This window comes from Kineococcus endophyticus (assembly GCF_040796495.1).
In the GTDB taxonomy this organism is placed as follows: domain Bacteria; phylum Actinomycetota; class Actinomycetes; order Actinomycetales; family Kineococcaceae; genus Kineococcus; species Kineococcus endophyticus.
On sequence record NZ_JBFNQN010000007.1, the window covers coordinates 180,524 to 198,940 of the forward strand.

The following is an 18,417-nucleotide window of genomic DNA, read 5'->3' on the forward strand; positions in this document are numbered from 1 at the left end:
CGGGCCGTGACGCAGCACCACCGCTTCGGCGAGGTCGTGCGGTTCCTCGTCTCCGGGGGGATCGCGTACCTCGCCGACCTCCTCGTCTTCAACGTGCTGCTGTTCTCCGGCGTCGGGTCGGCGCTGTCGAAGGTCGTCTCGAGCGTCATCGCGATCTTCATCGCGTTCCTCGGGTCGCGGTACTACACCTGGCGCGACCGGCGCAGCGCGCACCCGGGCCGGGAGTACGCGCTGTTCTTCCTGTTCTCCGCGATCGCGGCGGGGTTGCAGCTGCTGTGCCTGGTCATCACCCACTACGGGTTCGGCTGGACGTCGCCGCTGGCGGACAACGTCTCCGGCAACGTCGTCGGCATGGCGATCGCCATGGTGTTCCGGTTCCTGACGTTCCGGACGTTCGTCTTCCCGGACCGGTCCGCCTCGCGTGCCTGACCGCCGGACCTGGCTGCCCGCCGCGGCGGGCGTCGTGCTCGCGGTGGCCCTGGTCCTGTCGGGGCTGGGGCAGGAGGCGTGGCAGCGCGGCTACGACCTGGCGGTCTACCGGGACGGCGCGCGCGACCTGCTCGCCGGTCGGGACCTGTACCTGCGCGAGACGTACCGCGGGCACTGGTTCGTCTACCCGCCGTTCGCGGCCGTGCTGTTCCTGCCGCTGCTCGCGCTGCCCGCGACCGCCGACCTCGTCGTGTGGGACGCCGTACTGCTCGCCGTCACCGTGTGGGCGTGCGTCAAGGTGTTCCGCTCGGTCTCGGCGGGCTGGTCCGTCGGCCTCGGCACGGCGTTCGTCCTGCTGAGCGACCCGTTCCGCGAGTCCCTCGTCCTGGGGCAGGTGAGCCCCCTCGTCGTCGTCGGGCTCGTCGTCGGCTGCCTCTACGGCGGGCGCGGGGGAGCGGTGCTCGCCGGGTTGTCGGGGGCCGTGAAGGTGACGCCCGCGCTCGTCGTCGCGGCGTTCGTCAACCGGCGCGCGCGCTGGTGGTTCGCCTCCGCGGTCGCCGTCGTGGGCCTGGTCGCCACCGTCGTGGGGGTGCTCGTCGCGCCGGAGTCGGCGGCGTCCTACTTCGGCTCGCTCGTCTGGGACTCCTCGCGCGTGGCGGCGCCCGGGACCACGACGAACAACTCCCTCGCGGGGGCGTTCGCCCACGCCGGGGTGTCGTCCTCGCTGAGCTCGACCCTCGGCCTCGTCCTGGCCGTCCCGCTGCTGGTGCTCGTCGTCGTCGTGGCGCTGCGCGCGGACTGGCTGGAACGCACCGACCGGCTGCGCTTCGGCCTGCTCGTCTCCCTCGTGACGTGCCTGGTCTCGCCCGTGACGTGGTCGCACCACGCCCTCGCCGCCCCGATCGCGGCCGTCGCACTCCTCGCGTGGGGGCGGTTCCGGTGGCTGGTGGTCCTCGCGGGGATCCCGTGGCTGCTGCCCGTCCTGCACTGGGGCACGCTCGCCGCCGAGACGCGGCCGGTCTCGCTCCTCGTCCTCGTCGCCCTCCTCGCCCTCACGCCGCGCGGCGGCCCCGCTCGTGGGCGCGCCGCGGGGGATGGGCTCGTCGCCCGGCGCTAGCGCGCCGGCTCCAGCATCCGGCTCACAGGTCGAGCGCGCGGCGTCAACGAGCCACCCCCCGGGGGCGTCAGACGCGGGCGACCTTGCCGGTGGTGGAGCTGAAGCTCAGCGTCCCGCCCTGGAACGTCTGGGTGAGCGTGGTGCCGTTCCACACCTCGTCGCCGGTGGGCATCCCGAGGGAGCCGTTCTCCCAGCCCTGCGCGGCCCACGCGTCGTAGACGGCGCCGCGGACGGCGTGCACGCCGGACGTCGGGCCCCAGTAGATCGACCCGCCCTGGAAGCGGGTGAAGAACCCGCGGCCGTTCGGGAGGGCGGCGTCGCTCGTCACGGGGAACCCGAGACCGCCGTTCTCCCAGCCGAGGGAACCCCACTCCTGCAGGATGGCGCCGCGGACGGCGTGCGCGCCCGCGAACGGCGTCCAGTAGATCGACCCGCCCTGGAACTGCGTGTACCAGCCGATCCCGTTCGGGGTGGGGGCGTCGGAGGTGGACGGGAAGCCCATCCCGTTCTCCCAGCCCAGCCGGGCCCACTCGGAGCGGATCGCGCCGCGGACGGCGTGCGCGCCGGTCGCGGGCGAGAAGTACACCGACCCGCCCTGGAAGTGGTTGTAGAACCCGACGCCGTTCGGGGTGCGGCTGTCACCGGTGGTGGGGAATCCGAGGCCGTTCTCCCAGCCCAGGCGCGCCCACTCCGAGCGGATGGCGCCGCGGACGTCCCACGCGCCGGCGGCCGAGGCGTAGATCGAACCGCCCGCGAAGTGCTGGTAGGACCCCTGGCCGTTGGGCGTCGCGAGCTCGGCGCTCGTGGCCCCGCCCAGCGGACCGGAGGCCCCGCCGAGGGCGCCGTAGCGCTGCTGGACGGCGCTGACGATGGAGAACCAGTCCGAGCGCAGCCCGGCGAGCTGGCGGATGCGGGTGCCGGTCAGCGTCGCGGTCCCGTTCGTGCACAGCAGCTTGGCCGACGTCACGCGGCCGCCGTAGTCGCCGCGGCCGTCGCGGCCGGTGATGACGAGCCCGGTCGCCGACCCGGCGTTGCCGCAGGCGCTGTCGAAGGCGGTCGCCGGGACGGTGGCCGACCAGTCGGCGACGCTGGACCCGGCGGCCGCGCCCGGGCCCGAGAACGGGTCGGCGCGGGCGGTCAGGTACGGCTTGGACCCTGTGACCGTCCAGCCGCCGTTGGAGGAGGAGAACTGCGTGAAGGCGACCTGCCCGCCGTAGGAGCGGATCTCCCCGGCCGTGGCGGCGATGGCGGAGTCCGTGGAGGCGGGGGTCGTCCAGGTGGTCGCGCCGTTCCGGTCGCGCAGCTCCGAGCCCCGGTAGACCTGGCACGCGGTGGTGTCGCAGATGTCGGTCTGGGCCTGCGGGTTCAGGACGGACATGGCGTAGCTGCGGGCGGCGACGGCCTGCGCCTTGAGGGCCTCGGGGTGGAACGAGGACGGGGACTCCGCGGGCACGACGCCGCGCAGGTACGTCTCGAGCGGGACGTCGTTGACGACGGTGAGGGTCGAGCCCGTGACGATGCGGATCGTCCCGTCGTACCGGACGAAGGTGCCGTCGCCCTTCTGCAGCAGGACGCCGTCGGGGCCGCTGATCGTGACCGTTCCGCCCCAGGTCTCCTTCCAGCCACCGTTCGCGGCGTTGCCGGAACCGACCGTCGCGGACAGGCCGTTCCCCGAGGGCGCGACGACGAGCCGCTGCCCGGCACCGATCTTCTGACCGCTGGAGGACAGCGTGAGCTGGGCGGAGGTCGGCGCGGTGACGGCGACGGCCGCGTTGGCGAAGGACGTGAGGCCGACGCGCAGCGTGCGGTTCGCCTGGTTCCCGACGGACGTGCCGGGGTAGTAGAAGTCGAGGATCGTCCGGTAGGACTGCCCGGACAGGGCCCGCGACTGCGCGCCCCACTGCGACATCCCGATGCCGTGGCCGTACCCGTGCCCGACGACGGCGAACGCGCCCCCGACGGCGGGGCGGACCTCGTCGGCCTGCGCGGGCAGCGTCGTGAGGGTCGCGAGGGTTCCCGTGGCGGTGAGCGCGACGGCCGTCGCGGCCAGGGCCCGGGTCAGGCGACGGGTTCGGGTGCGCACGGGTTCCTCCAGGGTTTCAGTTGCCGGTGTAGCTGGTCGAGGTGGTGCGCCGGGCGGCGTCCCAGGTGATGGAGCCGCCCTGGAAGTCGACCCGCAGGCCGCCGGGGACGGGGTACTCGTCGCGCGTGGGGAACCCGAGACGGCCGTTCTCCCAGCCCTGCCGGGCCCACGCGTCGCGCAGCGCGCCGCGGACGGCGTGCGCCCCGGTGGCGGGGGACCAGTAGACGGACCCGCCCTCGAAGTGGGTGTAGTACCCCGGCTTCGTCGGCGTCCGGGCGTCACCGGAGACGGGGAACCCCAGGCCGTTCTCCCAGCCGAGCTGGGCCCAGCGGTCGCGGATCGCGCCGCGCACCTCGAAGGACCCCGTCGCGGGGGAGGAGTAGATCGAACCGGACTGGAAGTGGTTGTACGCGCCGGTGCGACGGGGGGTGCGGAGTTCGTCGGTCAGCGGGACCCCGAGGGTTCCGACCCCGCCGATCCGGTCGAACCGGGCACGGATCCCGCCGTGCACCTCGCGGACCGGCGTGGTGGGGGAGGAGTAGACGGTGCCGTAGTGGTAGTCCTTGCGGGCGACGCCCCCGGCCGCCGTGGTGCGGCGGCCACCGACGTCGCCGCCGAGCACGGACCGTTCGGCACCGAGGGCGATCCAGTGCCCGCGCAGCGGGTCCGTCGTCCCCGTCCACCACGACGTCTCGCGCGCCGCGCCGGAGAACGTCAGGGAGAGGTGGATGTGGTTCGTGTGCGGGTCGGGCCCGGTGTACGGCTGCCACCCCGCGGCGGCGTTGTAGGTCTTCCAGACCTGCTTGTTCCAGATGACGTACATGACGCCGAGGCGCCGCGCGTTGGCGGCGACGTTCCCGGCGGAGTCGGTGGCCAGCAACCAGGTGAGGAACTCCCCGGCGAGCGCGGCCTGCGTGGGGTTCGTCGCCTCCAGCATCCAGTCGACGGCCCGGCCGTCGGAGTGCTCGGAGACCGGGACGCCGCTGGCCGGGCACTCGCGGGCCGTGCCGATCGTCTGCTTGCCGTAGGCGTCGCGGATCAGCTGGGCGAGCGCCAGGGTTCCGGGTTGCGGCGGCTGGCAGCTGATCGGAGCCTGGTAGCGCGGGAAGGCGTCGACGTCCGCGGGGAGCCCGCCGGGAACCCGGGGGGCCGCCTGCGCCGGGAGGCCGGTGGCCAGGACCGCCCCGGCGACGAGCAGGGACAACCCCGCGCGCAGGGCGGTCCGGGCCGGACGTCGACGCTCCACGTCACTTCTTCTTCACGGTGATCTTGCCCGAGGACCGCGTCCATGTGAGGGTTCCGCCCTCGAACTCCATGCGGGTCCCGCCGTCGACCGAGACCTCGTCCTTGGTCGGGAACCCCAGGAAGGAGTTCTCCCAGCCCAGGGAGGCCCAGGTGTCGCGGAAGGCGCCGGTGATCGCGTGCGCACCGGTCGAGGGCGACCAGTACACCGACCCCTTCTGGAAGTGGTTGTAGTACCCCTTGCCGTTCGGGGTGGGGGTGTCGTCGACGGTCGGGAAACCCAGACCGTACTCCCAGCCGAGCGCGGCCCAGCGGTCGCGGATCGCGCCGGTCGTCCAGTGCGCCCCGGTGGCGGCGGAGTAGTAGATCGAGCCGCCCTGGAAGTGGGTGAAGAACCCGCCCTTGGCCGCGCCGTCGCCCGTGACGGGGAAACCGGCGGGGCCCCCCTCCCAGCCCATGGACGCCCACTTCTGCCGGATGGCGCCGCGGACCTCGTGGGCGCCGGTGGCCGGCGACCAGTAGATCGAGCCGCCCTGGAAGTGGTTGTAGAACCCGCCCTTGGCCGGGGAGTCGTCCGTCGTGGGGAACCCCAGGCCGTTCTCCCAGCCGAGCCGTCCCCACAGCGCCAGGATCGCGCCGCGGACGGTGTGGGCGCCGGTGGCCTTCGACCAGTAGATCGCACCGCCGGAGTAGAACCGGTAGGACCCGGCGCCGTTCGGGGTGTCGTTCTCGTCGGTCGTGGGACCGCCGAGGTTCCCGGCACCACCGATGGCGGCGTACTTCGCGGCGATGGCGGTGGTCGTCGCCCCGCCGAGGAGCTGGCCCACGCGGTCGCGGATCGCGTCCATCTTCGTGAACCCGACGTTGCCGGGGCAGGCCGTGTAGCCGACGTCGCGGTGGGCGTTGATCGTGCGCAGCTTGACGGTCGTGCCGGGGGAGTACTTCGCGGTGCCGCCGCCGGCCGACGTCAGGTACGCGGCGCCGTCGGCGGGCAGGCCGTACATCGACAGCTTCCACGCGATGACCTGCGCCACGGACTCCAGGCACGCGGCGCTGGGGGCGATCGAGGTGAAGTCGCCCATCATCGAGACACCGAAGGTGTCGGTGTTGAACCCGCCGGCGTGGGCGCCGACGACCGGCAGCGTGATGCCGCCCGCGCGGCCTTCCCAGATGCCGCCGAAGCGGTCGACGACGAAGTTGTAGCCGAGGTCGGACCAGCCGAGGGAGACCGTGTGGTAGCGGTACATGCTGCGGATCACGGACGGCACGTCGGCCTGGTTGTAGGTCCCGCCGTCGGCGGTGTGGTGCACGACGACGGCCTTGATGGTGTCGCTGTAGCCGACCCCGCCGCGGCGCAGGGACTCGTCGGCACCCCACTGGGCGCGGGTCCTGATGGCCGGCTGCGGCAGCACCTTGGGGGAGGCCTTGGTGGCCTGCAGCTGGGCGTCGCGGTCGCTCGAGGCGGGGCTGGACAGCGTCGTGCGGGCCAGGGCGGAGGCCTCGCCGGCGTCGACGACCTGCAGGTGCGCGTCGGCCACGTCGGCCTGCGGGAGGCGGACCTGGACCGTCGCGCCGGTGCCGAGCGCGCCGACCCACATCGGGTCCGAGGCGGTGACCGAGCGGCGTCCCTCGGCGGTGTCGGGGTCGGGCTCGGAGTCGTTGAGGGGCAGGTCGCTCCACCCGGTCCAGCCGCCGCCGGCGAGGCGGACGCGGACGGAGATCGTGTCGGTGGAGGCGCCCGAGGGGAAGGTGACGCCGACCATGTGCCCGCCGTCGACGGGAACGCTCACGACGGCCAGGCCGGGGCCGGCCTCCGCCTGCGCGGACGACAGCAGGGAGGCCGAGCGCTGGGCGCCGAGCGAGAACGCCCGGGTCGAGCCGGTGACCTGCAGGGCCGCGGGGCTGAGGGCGCTGGCCGAGTCGCTCCCGGCCGCCAGGCAGGCGCCGACGACGCCGGTGCCGACGGCACCCGTCAGCAGGGTGCGGCGGGACAGGGGGGTCTGGACGGACCGCATCGGGTTCGTTCCTCTCTGGCGGGGGCGGTGCTCACTGCCGGTGCTCACTACGTGCGGGGACACACCCACACGGGCGAACGCTCGGCCTCGGCATCGGCGCATCGACTCCCGACCTTGAGCGTGTCGCTCCCGGGCTGTGCCCGGTCCGTCACGCAAAGTAGGGGACGATGCCTGTGGTGTACAAGGTGCTGGAGTGCACAACCTCGTAACACCTCTGTGGTCACTCGTTTACTCTACGTCACAATCGGCGCACGAGTCCCAGAGCTGAAGACACTTCCGGCACAGGTTCCTCCCTGGAACGACACAGCCCTCCGAGCCCCGCAGGGGGCTCGGAGGGCTGGTCCGGGGAACGGTCGGGGTGGGTCCAGCAAGCGTCCAGGGTGGTTCCAGACGCCGTCCGGGGGACGCCTGCGCGGGTGCGATGTCACTGTCAGTGACGACGCAGCGGAGGGTCAGCGCGCGCGCACGACCCCCAGCGGGGAACCCCCGAACCCGGGGAAGATCGTCCCCAGGGAACCGGCCCCGCAGCGCTTCTGCAGCACCTCGCCGATGACGCTGCGGTAGTCCGTCGTGCCGGCCAGGTCGCCGTCGACGAGGCGGTCCGCGCCCAGGCCCGGCCACACGCCGTGCACGCGGCCACCGACCACGCCGCCGCCCAGCAGCAGGACGGCGTTCCCGTGGCCGTGGTCCAGGCCGCCGGAGGCGTTCTCGCCCACGCGACGGCCGAACTCCGACAGGGTCACCAGGGTCGTGGAGCCGAAGGCCGACCCCAGGTCGGTCGCGAAGGCCGCCAGGGCCGAGGACAGCTCGGTGAGCTTGTCGCGCATCCAGCCGCCGTCGACGCGGCCGAGTCCGGCGTGCATGTCCCAGTCGCCGTAGTCCAGGGCGATGACCTGCACCGGGGCGCCGGACTTCTTCAGGACGGCGGCCTGGGCCAGCGCCCGCCCGAGGTCGGAGTCGGGGTAGGCCGCGCCGTTGGCGGGCCCGGCCGTCCGGCCCGGCAGCTTGGCCACGTCCTCCATGGCGCTCAGGAGCGTCGTCGCGGGCGCGGCGACCTCGGGCCGGGCGCCCGTGTGCATGCGGCGCAGCGCCGCGTGCCAGGTCGGCCGGTCGTCGCCGGGGCCGATGAGGCTGAACCCGTCCAGGGACGTCGTGGTCGTCTTCGGCGCCGGCCCGGCGAAGGAGCGCGGCTGCTGGTTGGAGATGCCGACGGCGCCCAGCACCGACCCGGTGCCGAGCGAGCCGATCGTCCGGTCGATCCAGCCGGTGCGCACCGAGCTGCCCGGTGCGGCCGTCTCCATCTGCTCCATGGCCGCGAAGTGCGAGCGCGTCGGGTCGGACTGGCCGACCGCGTGCACGACGCCGAAGGTCCCGTTCTTCCAGAACGGCACGAGCGGGGCCATCGCGGGGTGCAGGCCGAACATCTGGTCCAGGCCGAGCAGCGTCGAGCGCGGGACGGCGATCGTCGGCCGTGCCGCGTAGTAGGCGCCGTCACCGCCGGGGACGACGGCGGACAGGCCGTCGAACCCGCCGTGCAGGCTGAGGACGACGAGCGTCTCGCCGTTCCAGCCGGGTGCGGCGAAGGACACCTGCGTCGAGACGTCGCCGACGGCGTAGGTGGTGACGCCGGTCGCGGCGGCCGCGAGGGCCGCGCGCAGGACGGTGCGGCGCGAGGTGAGGCGGGACCCCTCGGCGCAGCCGCAGCGCGGGTCGTTCGCGGTACCGGACGTGCTTGCGGTGCTCACGGGGCTCCTCAGCGGATCGTGAAGGACGGGGTGTCGAGGGTGAGGGCGACCAGGTAGCGCAGGTTGTTCTGCACCCACCGGTCCCCGGACGAGCAGGGCGAGCCCTCCGAGCGCCCCGCGTACTGCAGCAGCGCGGCCTTCTCGTCGGCGTTCAGCCGGCTGCCGGTCAGCCGCACGCCGAGGGCGTCGACGAGCGCGCCGTAGGTCGAGGGGATGCTCGGCAGCAGCTGCAGGGCGGGGGTGAACCGCAGCTCCGGCGGGTACCAGCCCGCGGCGAAGTCCATGTGCCGGTTCCAGCGCGACAACGTCAGGCTGGGCGAGGTCCAGGCGGCGGCGACATCGGGGTAGCCGTTCGGCGCGGGCCACGCCATCGGCGCGTGCCCCTGGTCCAGCACGTGCCAGAAGATCTTGGTGATGCCGCCGACACCGCTGGACTCCATGCCCGTGCCCAGCGTGCGCAGCGTCGCGACGTAGTCCTCCTGCGGCGTGCGCACCTTCTGCCCCGCCGAGGCCCAGAAGTGGGTGGAGTCGAACATCGTCCGCAGCACCGGCACGACCTGACCGCCGGTCTGGACCCAGGTGCGGGCCATCGCGTCGAGCAGCGCGGCGGGCGGGGTGTCGGAGACGAAGCGGGTGGCGAGCTTGGCGGACAGCCGGCGGGCGGTGACCGGGTGGACCGCCAGCCAGCGCAGGTAGGCGTCGATCCAGCCGTTGCCGTCGGCGGCCGAGTGCGGGGGCACTCCGAAGCCGTAGATCGAGCGGCCGGCGCCGTCGTGGCGGCCGGCGTCGTAGGTCCCGCCACCGTCGCGGCCGATGGTCAGCCCCGTCAGCAGGCGGGCGGAGTTCTTCACGTCCGCCTCGGAGTAGCCCGCCTCGACGCCGAGGGTGTGCAGCTCGAGGAGTTCGCGACCGTAGTTCTCGTTGGGCTGCGCGGCGGTCGAGCTCGTGTTGTCGAGGTACGTCAGCATCGCGGGGTGGCGGGCCGAGGCCACGAGCATGTCGCCGAAGCTGCCGAACGCGTGGCGGCGGACGACGTTCCGGTCGTAGTCCTGGCGGCTCGCCCAGACCTCCGAGCTCGGGTTCGTGACGTGCAGGACGTTGTTCCAGACGTCCACGACGACCTCGAACAGCTGACGCGTGCTCCAGATCTGCCGGGCCAGCGTGAGCCGGCCCGTCTCGAGCATGGCGTTCCACTCCGTCGCGGCGTACCCGCCGGTCCAGAGGTCCTGCGCCGAGCGGCCGTAGAACCGCATGCGGCCCGCGAAGGCGTCCACGGCCCCGTCGTCGATCGCCCCGGGGTCCAGCTGCCGGTCCAGCCACGCGGCCGTGCCGAGGCGGGCGACCTCGGCGAGGGCGTCGGGGGTGGGCCCCCACGTCGCGCGGCGCAGCAGGTGCAGCTGGGCGGCGGCGGTCTCGTGCGCGAAGGGGGCGGTCGCGGCCCGGCGGCGGCCGCGGGTGAGGGGCGAGGAGGGCACGGCCACTTCTCGGCAGGGGATCTTGGGAGCTTGAGCCGGACGGGTGACGGGCCCCCGCCCGGTCCCTTGTCCCGCGTGGAAAACACTCTTTCCGCCCTCGGAACGCGTGTTCCGAGGGCGGAAAGAGTGTTTTCCAAGCGGGGTGGGGACGGGCGGTGACGGGGGGTCGTCAGAGGGTGAAGGCGCCGGTGAGTTGCTTGAGCCGGGCGGCGGCCTGGGAGACCTCGGCGGCCGTGGTGGCCGTCTGCTGCGCGCCGGCCGTCGTCTGGTCGGCTGCGGCCGCGACGCCGGAGACGTTGAGGGCGATCTCCTGGGAGCCGGTGGAGACCTCGCTGACGTTGCGCACCATCTCGCCCGTCGTCGCCGACTGCTCCTCCACGGCCGCGGCGATGGTGGCCTGCAGGGCGTCGATGCGCGTGATGACGTCGGTGATCTCGCCGATGGCGCCGGCGGCCTCGTCGACGTCGTGCTGGGTCGCGGCGACGCGGGCCGTGATCGACTCGGTGGCGCGCGCGGTCTGCTGCGCGAGCTCCTTGACCTCCCCGGCCACGACGGCGAAGCCCTTGCCCATCTCCCCGGCCCGGGCCGCCTCGATGGTCGCGTTGAGCGCCAGCAGGTTCGTCTGCTCGGCGATCGAGGTGATGAGCTTGACGACCTCGCCGATCTCCCGGCTCGAGGCCGACAGGCGCTGCAGGGTCTGGCCCGCGCCGTCGGCGGCGCTGACCGCGGAGGCGGCGGTCGCGGAGGCGTCCGCGGTGGAGGTGGCGATCTCGCCGATGGCGGCGGTCATCTGCTCGCCGGCGGCCGCGACGGTCCCGATGTTCGCACTGATCTCCTCCGCGGCGGCCGAGACCACCTGCGTCTGGGCGGCGGACTCCTCGGCGCCGGCCGAGAGCTGGGTCGCGACGGCGGACAGTTCCTCGCTGGAACCGGCCAGCACGTCGGCCGTGGCGGAGATCTGGGTCATCGTCGTGGACAGCGAGTCCATCGTCTGGTCCAGGGCGAGGGCCAGCTGGCCGATCTCGTCGCCCGCGGTGTAGCGCACGCGCTGGTCCAGGCGCCCGTCGGCCATGCCGCGCACGACGGTCGCTGTGCGGGCCAACGGGTTCGTGATGGACCGGGCGACCAGGAAGGCCACGGCGGCGGCCGCGGCGAGGGCGACCACGCCGAGACCGATGAGCAGGACCAGCGCCTCGCGGTAGCGGGTGGCGCCCAGGTCGCCCGTCGCGGTCGCGTTGTCCACCTCGGCCTTCTGGATCCGGTCCAGCGTCGTGTTGATCCGCACGGCGACGGGCGTGGTCTTCGCGTCGCGGACCGAGATGAAGCCGGCGACGTCGTCCGCGGTCGCGAGGGTGACGAGTTCCTGCCGCGCGCTGCGGTAGGCGGCGAGGTCGGCGGCGAAGGAGTCCCGGTCGGCCTGGGTGGAGACGGGGAACGTGTCGAGGTACACCTCCCACGCCGCGTCGAGCGCGGTGTCGTCGGTGCGCATGGCGTCCAGGGACGCGGTCGTCGCCTGCGGCCCGGACGCGAGGGCGGCGGAGACGAGGTCGACGCGCGACTGCGCGAAGGCGTACTTCACCGCCCCGATGCTCTGCACCCCGGGCACGACGACGTCCGACATCGACGCCACCGTGTCCTGCGCCGTGTGGAGCTGCTTGACGCCCAGCCCGACGGCTGCGGCCAGCAGCAGGCACACCACGCCGAAGCCGGCGGCGAGCTTGCGGGAGACGCGGAGGTCGCGCAGTCGGGTCATCACCCCAGTGCCATCGACCGCCGCGCCGCCCACCTTGAGCCGGACGGGTGAGGAGTCAGTGCAGCCGGACCTGCGCGCCGCCCGCCGCCGTCCACGTGACGACGCCGCCCTGGAACTCCGAACGCCGGACGCCGTCGCGGGAGTGCTCGTCGCTCGTGGGGAACCCCAGGGCGGACGTCTCCCAGCCGAGCCCGGCCCAGGCCGCGCGGATGGCCCCGTGCACCTCGTACGCGCCGGTGGACGGGCTCCAGTAGACCGAGCCGGTCTCGAAGTGGTTCGCGCGACCGCCGCGGACCGCGAGCTCGTCCGTCACCGGCAGGCCGAGGACGTCGACGAGCTCGTCGTCGAAGTACGCGGCCGCGATGGCCCCCGACACGCCCCGGGCCTGCGTGCGGTCCGACCACAGGATCGACCCGTTCTCGTACGAGCGGGTCCGGGCCCCGGCGTACCGGGAGGGGCCGCCGACGGGGTCGCCGAGCGAGGAGTCACCCGCGCCGAGGGCCACCCAGTGCCCCTCCACGGGGTCCGTCCGCCCCGTCCACCACGACGTCTCGCGCGCGCCGCCGCGGTGGGACAACGAGAGGTGGACGTGGTCGGTGTGCGGGCTGGCCCCGGTGTACGGCTGCCAGCCCTGCGCTGCGCGGTAGGACTTCCAGACCTGCCCGTCCCAGATGACGTACATGACCCCGAGGCGGCGGGCGTTGCGCGCGTCGTCGGCGAGCAGCCAGTCGAGGAACTCCCGGGCCGTCGCCGCGTCGGCGGGGTCGCCCGCGTCGAGCATCCAGTCCAGGGCCCGGCCGTCGTGGTGCTCCGAGCTCACCGCCCCGGCGGGGCAGGCGCGGTGGGTCCCGATGGTCTGCGCCCCGTACGTCGCCAGGAGCAGGTCGCGCAGCGCGGTCGTCCCGGGCTGGACGTCCGCGCAGGTCGTGGCGCCCTCGTAGTCGGCGAGGTCGTCGACGGCGGCGGGCAGGTGGGCCGGCGCCGGGGGAGGGGTGGCGGACGCGGAGGGCACGCCGAGCGCCACGCAGGCCGCACCCGCCAGGACGGCGGCGGGCAGGGAGCGGCGCATCACGCCTCCCGCACCCGGCCGGTGGCCGCGCTCCAGCGCAGCCCCCCGCCCTCGAAGTCCGAGGCCCGTCCCCCCGGCACGTCGTACTCGTCCGAGACCGGGAACCCGAACCGGGACCGTTCCCAGCCCTGCCCGGCCCACACCGCGCGCAACGCGCCGAGGACGACGTGCGGCTCGGAGCCGCTGCGGCGGTAGATCGACCCGTGCTCGAAGTGGGTGTAGCTGCCGACCGCCCCGGGCAGGTCCGTGGTGTCGGCCGTGGGAAACCCCAGGGCCGACCACTCCCACCCGAGCGCGGCGTACTTGGACCGGTGGGTCGCGCGCACGACGTGCGTCCCGGTGTCGGGGTGGTGGTAGATCGAACCACGTTCGTAGTGCCGGAACCGCCCGCCGCGCAACGCGTCCCCCTCCCCGCTCGTCGGTTCGCCGAGCAGCGCCGGCCCGTCGACCTCGGCGTAGCGGCGGGCGATGGCCGACCCTGCGCCCGAGCGGCGGGTCGTCCCCAGACGGGCGGCGACGCGGTCGCGCAGGTCGTCCATGCGCGTGTAGCCCACGTCGCCGGGGCAGGCGGTGTAGCCGAGGTCGCGGTGCGCGCTGATGGTGGCGACCTCGACGGTGCGGCCCGCCGCCCACCGGGAGGTCCCGCCGCCGGACGACGTCAGCGTCGTGCGGCCGCGCGCGTCGAGGCCGTGCAGGGAGAACTTCCAGGCGATGACGGCCGCGACGGCGGCCAGGCACTCCTCGGTCGGCGCGACCGCGGAGAAGTCGCCCATCATCGAGACCCCGAAGGTCCCCGTGTTGAACCCGCCGGCGTGGGCGCCGACGACCGGCCGGGCCACGCCGCCGGCGCGCCCCTCCCAGATCCCGCCGAAGCGGTCGACGACGACGTTGTACCCCAGGTCGCTCCAGCCCAGCGTCTGCGTGTGGTAGCGGTACATGCCCCGGATCACGGCGGGCACCTCGGCGCGGGAGTAGCCGCCGCCGTCGGCGGTGTGGTGGACGACCGCGGCGCGCAGGGTGTCCGCCACGTCGGGGTCGGCGCGGCGCAGCAACTCGTCCGCGCCCCAGTCCGCGCGCGGCCGGACGACCGGGGCGTCACCGGCGGCGGCCCCGGTCCCACCGCTCAGCGTGCGCGCGGTGCGCGCCGGGTCCGGGCCGGGATCGACGACCGCGAGCCGAGCCCCCGCCACGGCCTCGCGCGGCAGCCGGACGTCGACCACGGTGCCCACCGGCAGCGCGCCGGTCCAGACCGGGTCGGTCGTGCCGTCCTCGATGGACAGCGGCCTCCACGGGCCGGGGTCGGCGCCCGGGCGCGTCACGCGCAGCGCGATCGACGCCGGCGCGGGGCCGGCGAAGGTCACCCCGAGCATGCTGCCGCCGTCGACGGGCAGCGTCACGACCGCCAGGTCCGAGGACCCGGCGGAGGACAGGAGCGAGCGGACCGGCGGCAGCGGGATCGCCCGCACCCCGCCGGGCGACCCACCCGGCAGCCGGCGCGCCTGGGCCGGTACGGCCGCGACCGCGGGGTCGGCGCCGAGCGCGGCCACCGCGGCCAGGGCTCCGCCGGCGCCCGTCAGGGCCGCACGGCGGGACAACGCGAAGCGGGCAGGCACACGGGAGGTCGTGGGCGAGGGCATGGGGTGGTGCGCTCCGTCCGTCAGGGGATGTGACGGAACGTAGGCGATCTGTGTGTCTGTTGTAAATGGAGTGGTGGGTGGTGCGTGTGTGACATCTGTGTGACGCGGCGGGGTGCTGCGGGCGCCGAGAGGCTGGGGTGGCGGTCGCGCGGTGTCCAGCCTCCTGGGCAACAGCGGGACCGACCGTCGTCAGGATTCGTGCTGTCGGCGGATGTAGTCGTCCATGTGGGGCACGGTGAACTGGAGGAGGCCCCGGTCGGGGGCGTAGATGAGCCCCTTCTTGATGAGTCCGTCACGGCTCACGCTGAGGTCGCTGGGCTTCCTCTTGCCCAGTCGGGTGACGAGGTCCGCGATCTGGCTCCTGCCGGAGTCCTCGGCCATGGCTCGCATGAGCGTCTTCTGCGCCGGCGTCGCCCTGTTCCACCGCGAGTGGAAGAGGCTGTCGTCCAGGACCGACGTCGCCTCGGCGATGGCTACTGCCGCGTCACTGAGGACGATCTCGTCGGGACCAGGGGCGAGCCGCCACGCCTGGTCGCCGAAGACCTGGACGAAGTAGGGATAGCCCCCGGAGGCCGCCACGAGCCGGTCGAGAGCCGCAGGCTCGTACGTGACGCCTTCCTCTGCCGCCGGATCGGCGAAGGCCGCCCGCGCGTCCGCTGCGGACAGGGCGCCGATCTGCACGAAGTGGAACCGCTCGGCGGAGGACCGGACGTCGGCCAGTCGAGCTGGCACGTTCGGGAGGCCGGCGCCGTAGAGGTGGAACGGCCAGCCGTTCTGCCCGGCTCGGTGCTGGACCGAGATCAGGGCGCTGAGAGCAGAGGGGGCGAGGTCTTGGATCTCGTCGACGAAGATGCCCAGCCCGGTCCGGCTCTCCTGCAAGGCCGGCACCATGTCGTGGACCAGCTCCTCCAGGTCCATCTCGGCATCGCCCGTGTCCCCCCGGCCGCGGCTGGGGTCCACGCCGAGGCTCACCTCGACTCCGGTCGCGCCGGCTGCGGCGGAGAAGGAGCTGATGGTTCCGAGCGCTCGACGCCACGTGTCGGTCAGCGCCGTGCTGCGCCCCACGGTCCTGCGTGCGGCAGAGACGAGGCCTCGCGCCAGGCGGCGGCGGGTGTGCTGCTGCTCGGACGCCTCCTGCTTGCCCTCGATCTCGACCGTCAGCCAGCCGGCGGCATCCGCCTGCGTGTGGAGGGCCTTGAGGAGGACGGTCTTGCCGACCCCGCGCAGGCCGTAGAAGATCGGCGCTGTCGCGGAACGACCCTGCGCCGTTCGGTCGACGACCGTACGGCCTGCGGCGAGCTCGGACTCGCGGCCGACCAGAGCAGGTGGGGGCTTGCCTGCTCCCGGGGTGTACGGGTTGCGGGTCTGGTCCGCGCGGCCACCTTTCTCAGGCTGTATAACAGGAGCTGTTACACAGGCTGAGACAGCTTGGCGTGCTCTGGTCGGCGCCGGACCGTCGCCGACCTCAGCGGACGGCGGCCTGCCCCTGGTCGAGGACGAACAGCTTGACGCTGAACGCGCGCTTCTCCTCGGTCGAGACGAGCTGGTAGTCCTGGTCGAGCAGGCGCTTGACCTCGCGGTCCTCCGGCGTCTTCGTCACGACGGGCCCGACGCCACCGATGACCCAGATCCGCCCGACGCCCGCGACGTGCTTCCACAGCTGCGGGGTCTCGACGGTCGTGCCGACGAGGGTCGAGGACTCCGTCGCCGTCTGCTCCAGCGCGATGTCGTCGAGCCCGGCGAAGGCCTCGGGGTACAGCTGCGTCAGGACGCGGTAGCGGTACTCCCCGTCGGGCAGGAAGAGCAGACCGTCGCCGGGACGGGCGTGGGCGGCGACGTAGGCGGCCGTGCCCCGCAGGTCCTCGGCGTGGCCGATGGTGGGGGAGCGGAAGACGAACTGCATGTGCAGCCCGGTCACCGCCATCACCGCCACGAGCAGGCCCGCGACGCCGGCCACCAGCCGGCGTCGCAGCCCCACGGTGACGACGGCCGCGAGCGCCAGGCACGTGCCGGGGGCGACGAAGACGAGGTAGCGGGTCGTCCAGAACGGCGAGACCTGCGAGATCGTCCACAGCAGCGGCCAGGGCAGGACGCCCCACAGCAGGCCGACGAGGACGAGGCGACGGGCCCGGCCGCGCCACACGGCCGCGGTCACGGCGAGCGCCGCGGCGGCGACGGCGATCCAGGAGGAGCCGAGGGCGAACCAGACGTGCCCGCCCAGCTCGGCGACGGTCGGGCGCTGCAGGAAGGCGACCTGACCGCTCTGGGCGTCCTGCGCCAGCAGCAGCGGGACCGAGACGACCAGGCCCACCACGGCGGCCACGGCCCCGCGCACGAAGGTGCCCCGGCCCGCGGCCAGCGCCCAGCCGGCCTGGGCGACGAGGACGAGCGCGGCGACGGTGTTCAGCGCGATGAGCACCGGCACGGACGCGGCGTAGGCGATCCACCATCCCCGGCCCGCGCGCGCGCTGCCCGCCCGCACCAGCAGGTACGTCCCCAGCGTCGCGACGAGCGTCGCCATCGCGTAGGGGCGCGCCTCCTGCGCGTAGCGGCTGACGAACGGCATCGAGACGAACAGCGCGGCCGCCGTGGCCCCGGTGAGCCGGGCGGTCACCGGGCCGACGGCAGGTTGGGCCAGCCGGCGGCCGAGGCCGTACAGCAGCGGTGCCGTCAGCGCGGCCGCCACCACGGAGATCCAGCGGGCCTGCACGATGTCGACGCCCGGGCCGAACAGGGCGTGGGCCAGGAAGTAGAACGGGGCGTGGACCAGGTCCACCTTCTGCACGAGCGCCCAGATCTGCTCCGTCGTCCGCGAGGCGACGGCGATGGTGACCGCCTCGTCGCGCCAGGGGCTCGGCGTGCCGATCCGCCACGAGAAGACGACGCCCGCCACGACCGTCGCCACGAGACCGGCGACCAGGTCCGTCCGCCGTCGCTCACCGCGCCGGACCACCGGGGCGGACCCCGGGTCCTGGCCCGGGCGGCGCCGGGCGGCCGGGATGTCGGCCGGAGCCTCGGGGCGGGCGTGCGTGCTCGACAGGGTGACCTCTCAGATCCGGGAGTGTGCGGGTCGGGCGGGTGTCAGATCGGCAGCTTGCGGAACACGGGAGCGGGCACGTGCCGCAGCGCCGACATCACCCAGCGCATCGGCTCGGGGGCCCAGACGGTCTCCTTCCCGGAACGCACGGCGTCGACCGCGACCTCCGCGACCTGTTCGGCGGAGACGGACAGAGGGGCCTTGTCCAGCCCTCGGGTCATCTTGGTGGTGACGAAGCCCGGCCGCACGACGACGACGCGCACCCCGCTCGGCCGCAGGGCCTCGCGCAGCCCGGTGAAGAAGGCGTCGAAACCGGCCTTGGAGGACCCGTAGACGAAGTTGCTGCGGCGGGCGCGCTCGCCGGCGACGCTCGACAGCGCGACGAGGACGCCGTGGCCCTGGGCCCGCAGCCGGGTGGCGAGGTGGACGCCGAGGTTCACGGGCGCGGTGTAGTTGACGGTCGCGACGTCGACGGCGGCGCGGGCGTCCTGCCAGGACACCTCGTTGTCGCCGAGGACGCCGAAGGCGAGGACCGTGACGTCGACGTCACCGGCGGCGAAGGCCTCCTCGAGCACGCCCTCGTGGGCGGCGAGGTCGGTCGCCTCGAAGTCGACGGTGCGGACCCGGTGGCCTCGGCGGTGCAGCCGCGCGACGGCCTCCTCGCGGCGGGCGCCGGGCCGGGCGGCGAGGGTCACCTGCAGCGGACGCTCCGGGCTGAGCCGCTCGACGATGGCCAGGCCGATGTCGGACGTGCCCCCGAGGAGGAGGACGGAGGAGGGGTTCCCGAGGGCGTCGATCACGGGGCTCGACCCTAG

General features: G+C 74.0%; 13 protein-coding genes. 2 read left to right on the plus strand and 11 right to left on the minus strand.

Going from position 1 to position 18,417, the window contains the following annotated elements:
- The first annotated feature begins 6 nt into the window (after positions 1 to 6).
- Complete coding sequence (locus AB1207_RS11755) at positions 7 to 429, plus strand: GtrA family protein (protein ID WP_367638494.1); 423 nt, start codon at positions 7 to 9, stop codon at positions 427 to 429.
- Positions 422 to 1,546: a glycosyltransferase family 87 protein gene (locus AB1207_RS11760; RefSeq protein WP_367638495.1), complete on the plus strand. Its 1,125-nt coding sequence runs from the start codon at positions 422 to 424 to the stop codon at positions 1,544 to 1,546. The genes AB1207_RS11755 and AB1207_RS11760 overlap by 8 nt, the downstream gene beginning before the upstream one ends.
- Before the next feature lie 67 nt (positions 1,547 to 1,613).
- Here AB1207_RS11760 and AB1207_RS11765 read toward each other — a convergent pair whose 3' ends face one another.
- From AB1207_RS11765 to dprE2, 11 genes are all read right to left on the minus strand, one after another.
- Positions 1,614 to 3,629 carry a SpoIID/LytB domain-containing protein gene (locus AB1207_RS11765; protein WP_367638497.1) on the minus strand — a complete coding sequence of 672 codons (2,016 nt, stop codon included), beginning with the start codon at positions 3,627 to 3,629 and terminating at the stop codon, positions 1,614 to 1,616.
- A 16-nt stretch (positions 3,630 to 3,645) separates the two neighbouring features.
- On the minus strand, positions 3,646 to 4,875 hold the full coding sequence (locus AB1207_RS11770; RefSeq protein WP_367638499.1) for an LGFP repeat-containing protein: 1,230 nt from the start codon (positions 4,873 to 4,875) through the stop codon (positions 3,646 to 3,648).
- A 1-nt stretch (position 4,876) separates the two neighbouring features.
- On the minus strand, positions 4,877 to 6,886 hold the full coding sequence (locus tag AB1207_RS11775; protein ID WP_367638501.1) for an N-acetylmuramoyl-L-alanine amidase: 2,010 nt from the start codon (positions 6,884 to 6,886) through the stop codon (positions 4,877 to 4,879).
- A 452-nt stretch (positions 6,887 to 7,338) separates the two neighbouring features.
- Positions 7,339 to 8,631, minus strand: coding sequence for a DUF1501 domain-containing protein (locus AB1207_RS11780; RefSeq protein WP_367638502.1), 1,293 nt, complete (start codon positions 8,629 to 8,631; stop codon positions 7,339 to 7,341).
- 8 nt (positions 8,632 to 8,639) lie between these two features.
- Positions 8,640 to 10,106, minus strand: a complete 1,467-nt coding sequence (locus AB1207_RS11785; RefSeq protein WP_367638504.1) for a DUF1800 domain-containing protein — start codon at positions 10,104 to 10,106, stop codon at positions 8,640 to 8,642.
- Positions 10,107 to 10,275: 169 nt separating this feature from the next.
- The gene (locus tag AB1207_RS11790) at positions 10,276 to 11,859 is read right to left on the minus strand and encodes a methyl-accepting chemotaxis protein (protein WP_367638505.1); all 1,584 of its coding nucleotides are present in this window, start codon (positions 11,857 to 11,859) and stop codon (positions 10,276 to 10,278) included.
- A 55-nt stretch (positions 11,860 to 11,914) separates the two neighbouring features.
- A complete protein-coding gene (locus AB1207_RS11795) occupies positions 11,915 to 12,928 on the minus strand; it encodes an LGFP repeat-containing protein (RefSeq protein WP_367638507.1) in 1,014 nt (337 codons plus the stop codon).
- Complete coding sequence (locus AB1207_RS11800) at positions 12,928 to 14,541, minus strand: N-acetylmuramoyl-L-alanine amidase (RefSeq protein ID WP_367638509.1); 1,614 nt, start codon at positions 14,539 to 14,541, stop codon at positions 12,928 to 12,930. The genes AB1207_RS11795 and AB1207_RS11800 overlap by 1 nt, the downstream gene beginning before the upstream one ends.
- Positions 14,542 to 14,754: 213 nt before the next feature.
- Complete coding sequence (locus AB1207_RS11805; RefSeq protein ID WP_367638632.1) at positions 14,755 to 15,963, minus strand: ATP-binding protein; 1,209 nt, start codon at positions 15,961 to 15,963, stop codon at positions 14,755 to 14,757.
- A gap of 67 nt (positions 15,964 to 16,030) precedes the next feature.
- Positions 16,031 to 17,518, minus strand: coding sequence for a glycosyltransferase family 39 protein (locus tag AB1207_RS11810; protein ID WP_367638511.1), 1,488 nt, complete (start codon positions 17,516 to 17,518; stop codon positions 16,031 to 16,033).
- Positions 17,519 to 17,646: 128 nt separating this feature from the next.
- Entirely contained in the window at positions 17,647 to 18,402 is a 756-nt protein-coding gene (dprE2, locus tag AB1207_RS11815) for a decaprenylphospho-beta-D-erythro-pentofuranosid-2-ulose 2-reductase (protein ID WP_367638513.1), read from the minus strand.
- Between the last annotated feature and the right edge of the window lie 15 nt (positions 18,403 to 18,417).